This window comes from Acidovorax sp. SUPP3334, from assembly GCF_030159055.1.
Lineage (GTDB): Bacteria > Pseudomonadota > Gammaproteobacteria > Burkholderiales > Burkholderiaceae_C > Paracidovorax.
Window position 1 is genome coordinate 43,414 of record NZ_BQXQ01000001.1, and the last position, 13,873, is coordinate 57,286.

Annotated in this window: 14 protein-coding genes and 2 pseudogenes; 10 read left to right on the forward strand and 6 right to left on the reverse strand. The window is 67.1% G+C overall.

What is annotated here, in order from left to right; genetic code table 11:
- Nucleotides 1–47: 47 nt before the first annotated feature.
- Complete coding sequence (locus tag AVHM3334_RS00185) at nt 48–1,514, reverse strand: cryptochrome/photolyase family protein (protein WP_284408618.1); 1,467 nt, start codon at nt 1,512–1,514, stop codon at nt 48–50.
- Between the two features lie 21 nt (nt 1,515–1,535).
- On the opposite strand from AVHM3334_RS00185, the gene AVHM3334_RS00190 reads away from it, so the two are divergent.
- The 6 genes from AVHM3334_RS00190 (at nt 1,536) to AVHM3334_RS00215 (ending at nt 6,219) form a co-directional block, all read left to right on the forward strand.
- The gene (locus AVHM3334_RS00190) at nt 1,536–2,138 is read left to right on the forward strand and encodes a YqgE/AlgH family protein (protein ID WP_284408620.1); all 603 of its coding nucleotides are present in this window, start codon (nt 1,536–1,538) and stop codon (nt 2,136–2,138) included.
- Nucleotides 2,135–2,572: a Holliday junction resolvase RuvX gene (ruvX, locus tag AVHM3334_RS00195; protein WP_284408623.1), complete on the forward strand. Its 438-nt coding sequence runs from the start codon at nt 2,135–2,137 to the stop codon at nt 2,570–2,572. The genes AVHM3334_RS00190 and ruvX overlap by 4 nt, the downstream gene beginning before the upstream one ends.
- Nucleotides 2,569–3,102 carry a bifunctional pyr operon transcriptional regulator/uracil phosphoribosyltransferase PyrR gene (pyrR, locus tag AVHM3334_RS00200; RefSeq protein ID WP_284408625.1) on the forward strand — a complete coding sequence of 178 codons (534 nt, stop codon included), beginning with the start codon at nt 2,569–2,571 and terminating at the stop codon, nt 3,100–3,102. Before ruvX ends, pyrR begins: the two co-directional genes overlap by 4 nt.
- Before the next feature lie 2 nt (nt 3,103–3,104).
- Nucleotides 3,105–4,067: an aspartate carbamoyltransferase catalytic subunit gene (locus tag AVHM3334_RS00205; protein ID WP_284408627.1), complete on the forward strand. Its 963-nt coding sequence runs from the start codon at nt 3,105–3,107 to the stop codon at nt 4,065–4,067.
- A gap of 78 nt (nt 4,068–4,145) precedes the next feature.
- Nucleotides 4,146–5,447, forward strand: a complete 1,302-nt coding sequence (locus tag AVHM3334_RS00210; protein WP_284408629.1) for a dihydroorotase — start codon at nt 4,146–4,148, stop codon at nt 5,445–5,447.
- 31 nt (nt 5,448–5,478) lie between these two features.
- Entirely contained in the window at nt 5,479–6,219 is a 741-nt protein-coding gene (locus tag AVHM3334_RS00215; protein WP_284408631.1) for a lysophospholipid acyltransferase family protein, read from the forward strand.
- 35 nt (nt 6,220–6,254) lie between these two features.
- Here AVHM3334_RS00215 and AVHM3334_RS00220 read toward each other — a convergent pair whose 3' ends face one another.
- The gene (locus tag AVHM3334_RS00220; RefSeq protein ID WP_284408633.1) at nt 6,255–6,665 is read right to left on the reverse strand and encodes an Lrp/AsnC family transcriptional regulator; all 411 of its coding nucleotides are present in this window, start codon (nt 6,663–6,665) and stop codon (nt 6,255–6,257) included.
- Between the two features lie 41 nt (nt 6,666–6,706).
- Nucleotides 6,707–6,992 (reverse strand): annotated as a pseudogene (locus tag AVHM3334_RS00225) (IS5/IS1182 family transposase); the annotation flags it as partial.
- Between the two features lie 105 nt (nt 6,993–7,097).
- Between AVHM3334_RS00225 and AVHM3334_RS00230 the strand changes: the two are divergent.
- Complete coding sequence (locus tag AVHM3334_RS00230; protein WP_284408821.1) at nt 7,098–7,700, forward strand: LysO family transporter; 603 nt, start codon at nt 7,098–7,100, stop codon at nt 7,698–7,700.
- A gap of 82 nt (nt 7,701–7,782) precedes the next feature.
- On the opposite strand, the gene AVHM3334_RS00235 is transcribed toward AVHM3334_RS00230, so the two are convergent.
- Nucleotides 7,783–8,847, reverse strand: a complete 1,065-nt coding sequence (locus AVHM3334_RS00235) for an ABC transporter ATP-binding protein (RefSeq protein ID WP_284408635.1) — start codon at nt 8,845–8,847, stop codon at nt 7,783–7,785.
- A 166-nt stretch (nt 8,848–9,013) separates the two neighbouring features.
- Between AVHM3334_RS00235 and AVHM3334_RS00240 the strand changes: the two genes are divergently transcribed.
- Nucleotides 9,014–10,642 (forward strand): ABC transporter permease, encoded by a 1,629-nt coding sequence (locus AVHM3334_RS00240; RefSeq protein WP_284408638.1) that lies wholly within the window; start codon nt 9,014–9,016, stop codon nt 10,640–10,642.
- A gap of 117 nt (nt 10,643–10,759) precedes the next feature.
- Here the strand turns inward: AVHM3334_RS00240 and AVHM3334_RS00245 are convergent, their stop codons facing one another.
- Nucleotides 10,760–11,746, reverse strand: coding sequence for a helix-turn-helix transcriptional regulator (locus AVHM3334_RS00245; protein ID WP_284408640.1), 987 nt, complete (start codon nt 11,744–11,746; stop codon nt 10,760–10,762).
- 310 nt (nt 11,747–12,056) lie between these two features.
- Here AVHM3334_RS00245 and AVHM3334_RS00250 point away from each other — a divergent pair, with 310 nt between their 5' ends.
- Together AVHM3334_RS00250 and AVHM3334_RS00255 are read left to right on the forward strand one after the other, a co-directional pair.
- Nucleotides 12,057–12,659 carry an NIPSNAP family protein gene (locus AVHM3334_RS00250; protein WP_284408642.1) on the forward strand — a complete coding sequence of 201 codons (603 nt, stop codon included), beginning with the start codon at nt 12,057–12,059 and terminating at the stop codon, nt 12,657–12,659.
- Nucleotides 12,660–12,682: 23 nt separating this feature from the next.
- Complete coding sequence (locus tag AVHM3334_RS00255; RefSeq protein ID WP_284408644.1) at nt 12,683–13,219, forward strand: hypothetical protein; 537 nt, start codon at nt 12,683–12,685, stop codon at nt 13,217–13,219.
- Between the two features lie 43 nt (nt 13,220–13,262).
- On the opposite strand, the pseudogene AVHM3334_RS00260 reads toward AVHM3334_RS00255, so the two are convergent.
- Nucleotides 13,263–13,772 (reverse strand): annotated as a pseudogene (locus tag AVHM3334_RS00260) (IS630 family transposase); the annotation flags it as partial.
- Nucleotides 13,773–13,873: the final 101 nt, after the last annotated feature.

Sequence of the window (13,873 nt, forward strand, 5' to 3'; positions counted from 1 at the left end):
TAGGTTTTGAGAATCCGCGGCCTTGGCGGCGGATTCTTGCCTGCTGCTTACCCCGCCTTCACGACCGCGTACCGGGCCAGCGTGCGTTGCCGCGCTTCGTCGTGGTCCACCACCGGGCGGGGGTAGTCCTTGCCCAGCACCACGCCGGCCGCCTGCAGCTCCAGCGGCGCCGCCTTCCAAGGCGCATGCAGGGCCTTGCCTTGCAATCCGGCCAGTTGCGGCAGATACCGGCGGATGAATTTGCCCTCGCTATCGAACTTTTCGCTCTGGCTCACCGGATTGAAGATGCGAAAGTAGGGCTGGGCATCGCACCCGCTGGAACTGGCCCATTGCCAGCCGCCGTTGTTGGCGGAGAGGTCGAAGTCGTTCAGCTTCTCTGCGAAGTAGCGCTCACCCCAGCGCCAATCGATGCCCAGGTCCTTGGTGAGAAAGCTCGCCACGACCATGCGCAGGCGGTTGTGCATGTAGCCCGACTGGTTGATCTGCGCCATGGCGGCATCCACCAGCGGGTAGCCGGTCCGCCCTTCGCACCAGGCTGCAAAAAGCGCCTCGGCCTCGGCGCCGGTCTCCCATTGGATCGCATCGTAGGCAGGCTTGAAGCTGGCGCCAGCGACGTGGGGGTGGTGCGCCAGGATCTGGAAATAGAAGTCGCGCCAGATCAGTTCTCCCAACCAGGTGGCGGCCCCGGCGCTGCCCTGACGGCTGCGTTCGTGCGCGGCGCGGGCTGCCACGCGTGGCGACAGGGTGCCGAAGCGCAGGTGCATGCTGAGGTAGCTGGGGCCTTTCACGGCCGGAAAATCGCGGGCCTCGCCGTAGCGGTCGATGCGGCCGAGGAAGTCTTCGAACAGCGTCTGCGCACCCCGCATGCCGGTGGGCAAGCCCAGGGCTTCCAGGCCGGTCGGCTTGAAGCCGATTGCCTGCAGCGACGGCACGGCGCCTCGCATGCCCGTGGGCCGGGGAGCGAGCTGGGCCGCATGGCGCTCGACGCGGTAGGAGCTCAGGTAGAAATCGTCGGCCTTGCGCAGCCAGGCATTTTTGTAGGGCGTGAACACGGTGTAGGGCGTGCCGGCCTGGGTCAGCACCTCGGCGCGCTCGAAGATGCTGTGGTCCTTGAAGGTGAGCAGGCGCATGCCCATGCCGTCCAGTGCCCCGCGCACGCGCGCATCGCGTTCGAGCGCCAGCGGTTCGTCGTCGTGGTTGGCGAAGACGGCCTGCACGCCCAGCTCTTTCGCCAGCGCAGGAATGTCCTGATGGGCCACCGCGTGGCGCACGATGAGTCCGCCATGGGCGCTGCCAGAGAGTTCTCGCAGCGCCTCGTCCAGCGCCACCAGCGACTCGCGAATGAACTCCACGCGCCGGTCGGCGCGGGGCAGGGCGTCGAGAATTTCCCGGTCGAAGACGAAGGCGCAATGCACCTGGGCGCATTGGCGCAGGGCGTTGTACAGGGCCGCATGGTCGTTGCTGCGCAGGTCGCGGCGGAACCAGACAAGGCCCGATGAAAAGGTGTGCTCCATGATCGTCGCTAAAATTGGCAAATGCCTGCCGATTCTGCGCCCATGAACCTGACGCACCATTTCTTGATCGCCATGCCAGGGCTGGAAGACGCGTCGTTTGCCCGCAGCGTCGTGTACCTGTGCGAACACAGCGAACGGGGTGCCCTCGGGTTGATCATCAACAAACCCTCCGAAATCAGCCTCAAGGGCCTCTTCGACAAGGTCGACCTGTCGCTGCGCCGAGAGGACCTCTCCGGGGAGCCCGTCTACCAGGGCGGCCCGGTGCAGACCGAGCGCGGGTTCGTGCTGCACGAACCCATGTTCGCCGCTGCCAGCTTCGATAGCGACGAGTCGGCCTATGCCTCCACCATGGCCATTCCGGGCGGGCTCGAAATGACCACTTCGAAAGACGTGCTCGAAGCCCTGTCCACCGGCGCAGGGCCGCGCCGCGTGCTGGTCACCCTGGGCTACTCGTCCTGGGGCGAAGGGCAGCTCGAATCCGAACTGGCCGAAAACAGCTGGCTGACCGTGGGTGCCGATCTGTCGGTGATCTTCGACACCCCGGTGGGCGAGCGCTACGACCGCGCGCTGGGCCTGCTGGGATTGCAGTCCTGGATGCTATCGCCCGACGCGGGGCATGCATGAGCGGTTCTCCCGCCGCTGCCGCACCCACCGCCCCGCAGGCCGTCCCCGCGCATTTCCAGAGCTTTCTCGCGCTCGATTTCGGGCTCAAGCGCACGGGCGTCGCCGTGGGCTCGCGGCTGCTGCGCACCGCGACGCCGCAGGCCACCATCCGCGCCGAGGGCGATGCCCGCTTCGCGCAGGTGGCCGACCGCATCCGCGAATGGCAGCCCGATGCGCTGGTGATCGGCGTGCCCTACCACCCCGACGGTGCAAGCCACGAGAACACGGCCCGCGCGCTCAAGTTCGCGCGCCAGTTGCGCGGGCGCTTCGGCCTGCAGGTGTTCGAGGTGGACGAGCGCTACAGCACCACCGAGGCGCATTCGAGCGGCGCCCGCGATGCCGATGCCGCTTCGGCCTGCATCATCCTGGAGCAGTTTTTGAGGAATCTTTCATGAGTGCCACGTCTGCGACGTCTTCATCGCCCACCCCAGGCACCCTCGCGCTCGACGCCGAAGCGCTGTACCGCGAGCTGCTGCGCGGCGTGCTCAGCCTGCGCACGGCCAATACCCAGCTGGCGGGCATCGCCTCTGGCGGCGCCTGGCTGGCCGAGCGGCTGCAAAAGGACCTGGGCCTGCCCGGCGAGGCCGGCGTGCTGTCGTCCGCCATGCACCGCGACGATTTCTCGCAGCGCGGCATGGCGGTGAGCGCCCAGACGGCGCTGCCGTTCGACGTGAACGGCGCCGACATCCTGCTGCTGGACGACGTGCTCTACACCGGCCGCACCATCCGCGCGGTGCTCAACGAATTGTTCGACTACGGCCGCCCTGCCAGCGTGCGGCTGGCCGTGCTGGTGGACCGCGGCGGGCGCGAACTGCCCGTGCAGGCCGAGTTCGCGGCCGCCCGCGTGGCGCTGCCGGACACGCAATCGCTGGCGCTGGCCCGCACCGAGGCCGGCACCTTCCACTTCCAAGTCCAAGAGGCCTGACGGTGCTGTACAAGCGCAACCCCCAACTGAACGCCAACGGCGAGCTGATCCACCTGCTGTCGATCGAGGGCCTGCCCAAGAGCATCGTCACGCACATCCTCGACACGGCCGCCAACTTCGTGTCGGTGAACGACCGCGAGGTCAAGAAGGTGCCGCTGCTGCGCGGCAAGAGCGTGTTCAACCTGTTCTTCGAGAACAGCACGCGCACGCGCACCACCTTCGAGATCGCCGCCAAGCGCCTGTCGGCCGACGTGATCAACCTGGACATCGCACGCAGCTCTGCAGCCAAGGGCGAGTCGCTGCTGGACACCATCGCCAACCTGTCGGCCATGGCCGCCGACCTGTTCGTGGTGCGGCACAGCGAATCGGGTGCGCCCTACCTCATCGCGCAGCACGTGGCCCCGCACGTCCATGTGATCAATGCGGGCGACGGCCGGCATGCCCACCCCACGCAGGGGCTGCTGGACATGTACACCATCCGCCACTACAAGAAGGACTTCAGCAACCTCACGGTGGCCATCGTGGGCGACGTGCTGCATTCGCGCGTGGCGCGCTCGGACATCCACGGCCTCACCACGCTCGGCTGCGCCGAAGTGCGCGTCGTGGGCCCGCGCACCCTGGTGCCGGCCGACATGGCCCAGATGGGCGTGCGCGTGTGCCACACGCTGGAAGAGGGCATCAAGGACGCCGACGTGGTCATCATGCTGCGCCTGCAGAACGAGCGCATGAGCGGCGCCCTGCTGCCGTCCAGCCAGGAATACTTCAAGAGCTTCGGCCTCACGCCCGAAAAGCTTCAACTGGCCAAGCCCGATGCCATCGTGATGCACCCGGGCCCCATCAATCGCGGGGTGGAGATCGACTCCGCCGTGGTGGACGGCAAGCAGAGCGTGATCCTGCCGCAGGTCACCTTCGGCATCGCGGTGCGCATGGCGGTGATGTCGATCGTCGCCGGGAACGAAGCATGAGGCGGGATCGATTGCTATGAAATTTATAGCTATATGCCCTAGTGTTATTTGCGCTGGCGGCCTTTTTTGCTCAAGACCATGAAGATACTGATCCAGAACGGCCGCGTGATCGATCCGGCCAGCGGCCTCGACCAGACCGGCGACGTGGCCCTGGCCGCCGGGCGTGTCATCGCCGTGCAGCGCGCCCCGCGGGATTTCACGCCCAACCGCGTGATCGACGCCACCGGCTGCATCGTGCTGCCCGGACTGGTGGACCTGGCGGCGCGGCTGCGCGAGCCGGGCCACGAGCACGAAGGCATGCTCGAATCCGAAATGGCCGCTGCCGTGGCCGGTGGGGTGACCAGCCTCGTGTGCCCGCCCGACACCGACCCCGTGCTGGACGAGCCTGGGCTGGTGGAAATGCTCAAGTTCCGCGCCGAGAAGCTGCACCAGGCGCGCCTGTTCCCGCTGGGCGCGCTCACGCGCGGCCTGGCCGGCGAAGTGCTGACCGAAATGGCCGAGCTGACCGAGTCCGGTTGCGTGGGCTTCAGCCAGGCCGACGTGCCGCTGGCCAGCACCCAGGTCACGCAGCGCGCGCTGCAGTACGCCGCCACCTTCGGCTACACCGTTTGGCTGCGCCCCCAGGAACTGCACCTGGGCCGCGGCGTGGTGGCCAGCGGCCCGCTGGCCACGCGGCTGGGACTGTCCGGCGTGCCCGTGGCGGCCGAGACCATCGCACTGCACACCATCTTCGAGCTGCTCAAGACCACCGGCGCGCGCGTGCACCTGTGCCGCATCAGCAGCGCTGCCGGGGTGGAGCTGATACGCCGCGCCAAGGCCGAGGGCCTCCAGGTCACCTGCGACGTGAGCATCAACTCGCTGCTGCTGACCGACACCGACATCGGCTTTTTCGACAGCCGCGCCCGCCTGTCGCCCCCGCTGCGCCAGCAACGCGACCGGGATGCGCTGCTGGCCGCGCTGGCGGACGGCACCATCGATGCGCTCGTCTCGGACCACACCCCCGTCGATGAAGACGCCAAGACCCTGCCGTTCGCCGAGGCCGAACCCGGCGCGACGGGGCTCGAACTGCTGCTGGGCATCGCCCTCAAATGGTCCGCCGACCATGGCGTGCCCCTGGTGCGCGCACTGGGAACGGTGACTGCCGAACCGGCCCGGGTGTTGGGCAGCGCCTTGGGCACGCTGCAGGCCAGCGTCGGGCAGATCGTGGAAGGCGGCGTGGCCGATCTTTGCGTGCTCGACCCCAAGGCGGCCTGGACCGTCGAGGCCGGCGCGCTTCGCAGCCAGGGAAAGCACACGCCGTTTTCCGGCTATGAACTGCCCGGCCGCGTGCGCTGCACGCTGGTGGGCGGGCAGGTCGCGTTCGAACGCGGCGCCGTGTGAGCAGCACGCCGACCGCCGTCGGGCCTGCGGCATGAGGCGCCAGGCCCGCGCCGTGTGGCGCCTGGCGCGCGTGCTGGCGCACCTCGTCACCGGGCTGGGCACCGTGGCGCTGCGCTTTCCCCGCATGCCCGAGCAAGAGCAGCATGCGCGCGTGCAGGCGTGGTCGCGGCAGATGCTGGTGCATGCCGGCATCACCCTCGAAGTGCGGGGCGAGCCTGCACCCGAAGGCCCTGTGCTGCTGGTGGCCAACCACCTGTCGTGGCTCGACATCACGGTCATGCACGCCGCGCGCCATTGCCGCTTCATCTCCAAGTCGGACATCAAGGGCTGGCCTTTGGTGGGCACGCTGGCCACGGCCGCCGGCACGCTCTACCTGGAGCGCAGCTCGCGCCGGGACGCGCTTCGCATGGTCCGCCTCATGCAGGAGGCTCTCGCGCGGCACGAGGTGCTGGCCGTGTTTCCCGAAGGCACCACGGCCGATGGCCGCGAACTGCTGCCGTTTCACGCCAACCTGCTGCAGGCCGCCGTGGTGGCCAATGCGCCCGTGCAACCCGTGGGCCTGCGCTTCATCGAGCGGGCCACCGGCGCACCCACCACTGCGCCCAACTATGTCGGCGACGACACGCTGCTCGGCTCGCTCTGGCGCACCGTGATGGCGGATGGCCTGGTGGCGGTCGTGCACTACGGCCCGCTACAGCATGCGCAGGGCCGCGATCGCCGCGCCTGGGCGGACGATCTGCGGGCCACCGTGGACGGGCTGCGCCGCACCTGAATCGGCCCGTCCACCGGCCCGAGCCCTTTGGCCCGCTAACAGGCGCGGGCCGGCTCCTGCAGCGGCAGCAGCCGGTTGGCGATCTGCGTCGATTTCACGATGGACGTGCTCGTCGTTGCGTAGGGGGCGATCTTGCCCAGGCAGTGGTCCAGTTCCTCGATATCGCGCAGATACAGCCGGCAGAAAAACGCGTCGTCGCCCGTGACCTTGTCGCACTGCACGATCGCATCGATATCCCGAATCACCTGCTCGACCCGGAACATCTCCCCGGGCAATGGGCGCACCCGCACGATGGCCGCGATCGGAAAGCCAATGGCTTTGGGTGATATCTGGATCGGGAATTTTTCGATCACGCCCTGGTCCAGCAGGCGTTTGATGCGTTCCGCACAACTGGGCTGAGACATTCCCACCCTTTCACTCAAGGCCTTCACGGGGCTTTTTTGCACAAGTCGGGAGCGAGGCGAGATGACCCCAACCCCAGACGCAGCTATGCCATGGCAGGCACAGCCACCGTGGTCGGACGCCCCAGCTGCGTGAAGCGGTTGAGCAGCGCCACCCGCACGTGCAACTTCTGTGACCTGACGCTCGAACGTGCGTGCCATTACCCGCTCTCCCAGGCGCTTGAAGCAATGCATCTTGGTCTCCACCAGGCTTCTTCGGTGGTAGCCGCTGCACTTCTTGCAGAGGCTCCCCCCCAGCCTCTGGCAGGCCCGCAGGGCTTCGTTGCGCACCGCCGCTCCCATCAGAGTCTCTTTCCACGGCTTGCCGTTCTTGCTGTGCAACAAAGCCGTGCGAGCAGCAGCGCTGAAAACACGGCCCGCAAACTGGGGTTTCGCACGGTCTGGCCACCGTTGAAAGAATGCTGCATCGCCCTGTCGATGGTGGCCCTGGGCAGCGTTCTCTTTTTCGTCAACGAAACCTACTGGGCCGGCGCCCTCTGGTTGCCGTCCAGTTCCGCCATCTTGCTGGCATTGATCGTGTTGGTCGGCATCGATCTGGCAACCGTGAAGCTCAACGCCCGCTGGTTTTCATGGGCAGTTCTTTCGGTGCCGGTGCTGGTGGTGATCGGATCGCTCGTGGGCGCTGTGGTGTCTTCGTGGGCGACAGGCGAAAGCCTCAAGGTCGCCTTGGCGCTTTCCAGCGGGTTCGGCTGGTTCACGCTGTCGAGCGTGATGGTGGGCCAGTACCTCGGCCAGACTTACGGGACCATGGCGCTGATGGTCGATCTGTTTCGGGAGTTGATCGCCATCGTCGCGCTGTACGCCATCGGCCGTTATCACCCGGCCATCGGCATCGGCATCGGCATCGGCATCGGCATCGGCATCGGCATCGGCATCGGCAGCGCCGGCGCGACGGCCCTGGACTCCACGCTGCCGATCGTCAAGCAAGCCTGCCACCCGGATGCGATTCCGCTGGCCCTGGTCAGCGGGTTCATTCTGACCATCCTGGCGCCGGTTTTCATCGCCTTTTTCCTGTCATAGCGGGGGCAGGGCACTGCCACACCGGCATCGCTGCCTGCGGTCGATGCCTGCCAGCGTGCCGATGGACCGTCCGATCCGCGGCTCAGGCCCGCGGAAACGCCACCACGTGGTCCACCTGCGGGCGAATGCCGATCCACTCGCCCACGGCGTGGTCGTGGTGGCTCGGCACGTGGGCCATCACGGTCAGGCCGCCCTGCAGTTGCAGCGTGTACAGAAACTCCGAACCCCGGAACGATTTGCGAACGATGCGTGCCTGCACGGGCGACGCATCGTCGTGCACCACGTCGTCTGCGCGAAGCAGCACATCGCATTCACCGCCGGGGTAGCTCGTCGGCAACGGACATTCGGCGATGTCGGTGAGGTCGCCCAGCGGGGTGCGGGCCACCACGTTGTCGCCGCGCTGCTCCAGCGTGGCCGGCGCGAACACGCCGTGGCCGATGAAGTCGGCCACGAATCGCGTCGCAGGGCGGTGGTAGAGCGCATAGGCATCGTCCCACTGGTGCAGTTGGCCACTCTCCATCACCCCGATGCGGTCGCCGATGGCGAAGGCTTCCAGCTGGTCATGCGTGACGAACAACGCGGTGGCGCCGGCAGCTTTCAAAATGCCCCGCACCTCATGCGCCAGGCGCTCTCGCAGGTCCACGTCCAGGTTGGAAAACGGCTCGTCCAGCAGCATCAGCTGGGGTCGCGGCGCCAGGGCCCGGGCCAGAGCCACGCGCTGCTGCTGCCCGCCGGACAGCTCGTGCGGAAAGCGCGCCGCGCTGCCTTCCAGCCCGACAAGCCGCAGTACCTCGTCCACGCGCGCCGCCTGCTCGGCACGCGGCAGGCGGTGAATGCCGAACGCCACGTTGCGGCCCACGGATAGGTGGGGGAAGAGGGCGTAGTCCTGAAACACCATGCCGATGCGCCGCTGCTCCGGTGGCACGCTGCGGTTCGCGCCGCCCACCAGCGCCCCGCTCAGCCGGATCTCGCCGGCCGCCACGGGCTCCAGGCCGGCCACGGCGCGCAGCAGCGTGGTCTTGCCGCAGCCCGACGGCCCGATGAGCACGCCGATCTCACCCGCGGCCAGGCCGAGGCTGACGCTGCGCACAGCGGCTTGCGCGCGGCCGGCGTAGCGCACTTCCAGTTGGGAGACTTCAAGGAACATGGCCGCGATTCTAGAAGGCGGCAATGCGTAGAATTCGCATTTGCATTGCGCGGCTGTGCCGAAAGGCCATTTCTCGCACCTCGCATTCCTTTGCCGATGGGACTCTCCGCTTCGTGCGCCCGGCTTTCCCTCGGTTTTCCCCCCTTTCCATCCCCAAGGCCGTCCGTTGCCCCGCTTGCTTTCTGCCCTGCGATCCCTTCCCTTGCTGTTGCTGGCCGCCGCGCTGACATTGCCGGTGCTGGCAGTGCTCGCGTCGTGGCTGCCCGGCACGGTGGGGGGCGCCGAGGCCGGGGCCATCCTTCGCGAAATGGCGGCCACCGTGTTGCCGGGCTACTTCGCCACCACGGTCTGGCTGGGCCTGGCCGTGGCCATCGGTGCCGCGGTGGTGGGAACGGCCACGGCGGCCGCTGTCACGTTGTTCGACTTCAGGGGGCGGCGCACCCTGGAATGGCTGCTGTTGCTGCCGCTGGCCATGCCGGCCTATGTGACCGCCTATGCCTACACCGACTTTCTGCAGTTCAGCGGCCCCCTTCAAGTGTGGCTGCGGGAAACCTATGGCTTGCAAGGCCGGCTGCTGCCCGAAGTGCGCAGCCTGGGCGGGGCCGTGTGGGTCTTCATCTTCTCGCTGTATCCCTACGTGTACCTGCTCGCGCGCACGGCCCTGGGTGAGCGCGCAGCCCACCTCATGGAGGCCGCGCGGCTGCTCGGGGCACCCTTGGCGCGGCGGGTACGCACCGTGGCGCTGCCCCTGGCGCGCCCTGCCGTCGCCGCTGGCGTGGCACTGGTCCTGATGGAAACCCTGGCGGACTTCGGCGTGGTGAGTTACTTCGGCATTCAAACGTTCACCACGGGCATCTACAAGGCATGGCTGTCGATGGACAACCGCCTTGCCGCAGCGCAGCTGGCCACCATCCTGCTCGTGCTGGTCATGCTGCTGTTGCAATTGGAGCAGCGCGCACAGCGGCGCATGCGCTTTGCCGCGGGTGGCGTGGGGCGGGCCGGCTCCGCCGAGGCGCAGCCGCAGCGGCTGCAAGGCCTGCGCGGCGTGGCCGCCTGGGCGGTGTGCCTGCTGCCGGTGATCTTCGGCTTTGTGGCGCCAATGGCGTTCATGCTGCGTCCGCTGGCGGCCGACTGGTCCGTGCTGCCTTGGTCCCGCTTTCTGGAATGGGCCGGCAACAGCGTGCGCCTGGGTGGCATCACCGCCGTGCTGGCCGTGGCCATCGCCCTGGTGCTGGCCTTTGCCGTGCGTCGGCGTGCCGGCCCCCTCACGCGGGGCGTGGCCCAGTTGGCCAGCCTGGGATATGCCGTGCCCGGCGCGGTGATCGTCGTCGGCCTGCTGCTGCCCGTCGGGTGGCTGCAGGCCGCTGCGCCGCAGTGGGGCTTGCCATCGATCATCACCGCCACGGCGGTGGGCATAGTGTGGGCTTACCTCGTTCGCTTCTGTGCGGTAGCGCTGCAATCCATGCAGAGCGGTTATGCCCGCATTCCCGCCAGCCTGGACGACTCCGCCCGCATGCTGGGCGCAGGCGGCGCCGGCCTGCTGGCCCGCGTGCACTGGCCGCTGCTCAAGCGCTCCACGGCCGCGGCGGCACTGCTGGTCTTCGTGGACGTGATGAAGGAACTGCCCGCCACCATGGTGCTGCGGCCCTTCAACAGCGACACCCTTGCCGTGGTCGCCTATCAGCTGGCCCGCGATGAACGCCTGGGCGAGGCGGCATTGCCGTCGCTGGCCTTGGTGGCCGTCGGGTTGGTGCCGGTCGTGCTGCTGAGCCGAACGCTGCGCAGCCGCCAGTGAGAGCGGTTGCCTGATCGATCGATTGACCGATCGACCAACGGGTGATCGATGGCGTGAATGGCCGCGGCGCATGTCTGTGCCTGCGGGATGGCAGTGGCCTGCAAAACCCGTGCCGCGTCAACGCAACCGGTACAGCCGCGCCGTGGCTTCGATGCGCTCCATCAGTGCGCGCCTCAGCGCGGCCGGCCGCAGCACCTCGACTTCGGGCGATTGGCGCATGAGCTGGCCGCAGGCATGGTCCACCGACTCGATGGGAATCGTGACCGCCCTCCGGCCATCCTTGCGGCGCGAAGGAGCCGCTGTGGCCACTGCCCGTGCAACGGCAGCGCTGAGCGCGCTCAGGCCCTTGAGGCCCGCAGGCGTGGCCAACAGGGCGGCTTCTCCCGTGTAAAGGCTCGATTCGAAACGGCGGATGGACTGTGTCCAGTAAGCCGGCAGATCGAAACGGGCGGGGCGCCGCACCGACGTGCCCAGGGCCTCAGCCGCTCGAATGCTGGATATGCGATAGGTGCGTGGCCCTCCATCCTTCGCGCCATGGCCGATGGGCAAGGCCACCAGGTACCAGACCCCTGCCTTGAGCACCAAGCCGAGGGGCCCCACCGTACGCTCCACCGTGTCGGCCCAGCTCTCGTAGCGCAAGGCCAACTGCCGACCACTCCAGACGGCTGCTGCCACCGTGCTCAGGTGCGGTGTGGGCTCGCTCTCTCGGTACCAGTCCACCGGGTCGAGGTGCAGGCGCGCGCTTATGCGCTGCGCGTCCTCGCGCCAGGGGGCTGGCAGCGCCGTGAGCAATTTGAGGCGGGCGCCCGCCACATCCTCCCCCAGGCCCAGATCGCCGGCAGGGCCGGACAGCCCGCTCAGAAACACGGCCTGCGCCTCGGACGGGGTAAGCCCGGTGAGCGTGGTCTTCCAGCCTGGCAGCAGCGCAAACCCGCCGTGGCGCCCACGCTCGGCATAGATGGGCACGCCAGCGGCAGTGAGCTGGTCCACGTCGCGGTACAGCGTGCGTACGGAGACTTCCAGTGCATCTGCCAGGGCTTGCGCACTCATGCGCCCCTGGGTCTCGAGCAGCATCTGGATGGATAGCAGGCGGCTGGCGCGCATGGGGTAGGAGGGTGTCGTGAAGAAAAAGCCCTGTAGCACAGGCAGTATGCAATGAATACCTGCCACACCTTGGCAGGTATGCCGCTGCAGACTGCAGGCATCTTTCTCCCACGACCTCTTCGATTGAAAGGCCACCTGCATGCCGCCCAATGCCAATGCCAATGCCACTGCCACTGCCATTTCATCCGCTCCATCAGCGGCCGATTGCTCCATCGTCGAATTTCGCCAATACACACTGCAACCAGGCCAGCTCGAGGTACTCACGGACTTGTTCGACCGTGAATTCCTGGAAACCCAGTAGCGCGAAGGCATGCGCGTGATCGGACAGTTCATCGATCAGGACCGGCCTGACCTCTTCGTCTGGCTGCGCGGCTTTGCCGACATGCCCGCACGCCAGCGGGCGCTCACGGCCTTCTACGGCGGGCCGGTGTGGGCCGCGCACCGCGACGCGGCCAATGCCACCATGGTGGATTCGGACAACGTGCTGCTGCTGCGTCCGGCATGGATCGGAGCCGCCGCTGATCTCCCTTCGATGCGCGCAGCCCCGGGCGCCACTGGCTTGGCCCCTGGGCTGGTTTTTGTCAACGTGTTCTACCTGCGGGAGCCAGCAACGCCCTCGCTGCTGGACTGCTGTCGATCGCGCATGGATCCCATGCTGCGTGCGGGAGGCTCCCGCCATACGGCCTGGTACGTCAGCGATGCGAGCCCCAACACCTTTCCGCTCCTGCCTGTGCGGCAAGGCGAGTCGGTGCTGCTGGGGATGGCGTTGTTCGACGAAACGGCCGCTTTCGACACCTTTGCCAACGGCAAGGCTTGGGAGCGCGATGCGGCGGCCATTCTCGCGCCCTGGCTGGCGAAAGCCCCTGAAGCCCACCGGCTTCGGCCGACGGCGCGCTCCGCCCTGCACGCATGACCGACGATGTTTCAGAGCAAGCCATGAATACTCCGCAAGCGATTCCATGCACCGGCGATGCCGGCGATTTCGATTTCCTGATGGGCTCCTGGCGCATCCGCAACACCCGTCTCTCAAAGCGCATGGCGGGGTGTACCGATTGGGAGACCTTCGACGCAAGAGGCACGGTGCAGCCGTTGCCCGGTGGCATCGGCAACTGCGACGACTTCATCCCCACCACATGGAGCGCCGGATATATCGGCATGGCGCTGCGCCTGTTCAATCCGCAAACCCGGCGCTGGAGCATCTACTGGCTGGACAACGTCACGGGCGGTCTGGACTCTGCAACCGACCTGCTGCGGCCTCCCGTGGTCGGGGGCTTTTCAGGCACGGACCAGGGCGTGTTCATCGGCACGGACACGTTCGAAGGCCAACCTGTCCATGTGCGGTTTCAGTGGAGAAAGAAGAATTTGGCGACTGGCAGCCCTCGCTGGGAGCAAGCTTTCTCGAACGATGGCGGATTGACCTGGGAGACCAACTGGGTCATGGAGTTTTCGCGTGCTACGGGGGCAACGCGGTAAAGCGGGTGGCTGTTCGAGTGCGCAATCTCTGCACACTGTTTACTCAAAAGTCAGAAATATAGGCGACAGATGGGTGTCTGAAGAATGACCTGATGAGTGCAGGATCTTCAGCCACCGACTGCAACTGCGCATCCACACGCTCCTTGAGCTTGTCTCCCTTTCGCAATGGACTGCGCGCCACCCCTGTGCGCTTGGCGTGGCTCCATACCAGCTCATCTGGATTGAGGTCTGGCGCATAGCCGGGCAGGAAGTGCAACGTCAATGCGCCTGCCGTGCTTGCCACGTATTGCTTGACGAGGGCTTTCTTGTGAGCCGGCAAGCCATCGACGACCAAGTGCACGGGTTTCTCACGCTCGGCCATCATGTTCTTGAGCAGTTGCACGAACAACTCGCCTGTAAGCGCTCCCTGGTAGGTCTCAAACCAGAACGCCCCTTTGGAGTTGACGGCTGAGGCCGCCGAGATCGACTGGCGCTGGCCCGGGCGCTCCACGACCGGGGTCTGGCCCTTGGCTCCCCAGGTCTTGCCATGCACGGCATCAGCGCGAAAGCCCGACGTGGGTTTTTGCCGTTGACCCAGCGAAAAACCTGGCGCTCCTGCACGGGTGTGAGGCTGCGCGGGCGGCCTGTCGGCCAGCATGCGCATTTCTTCCAACA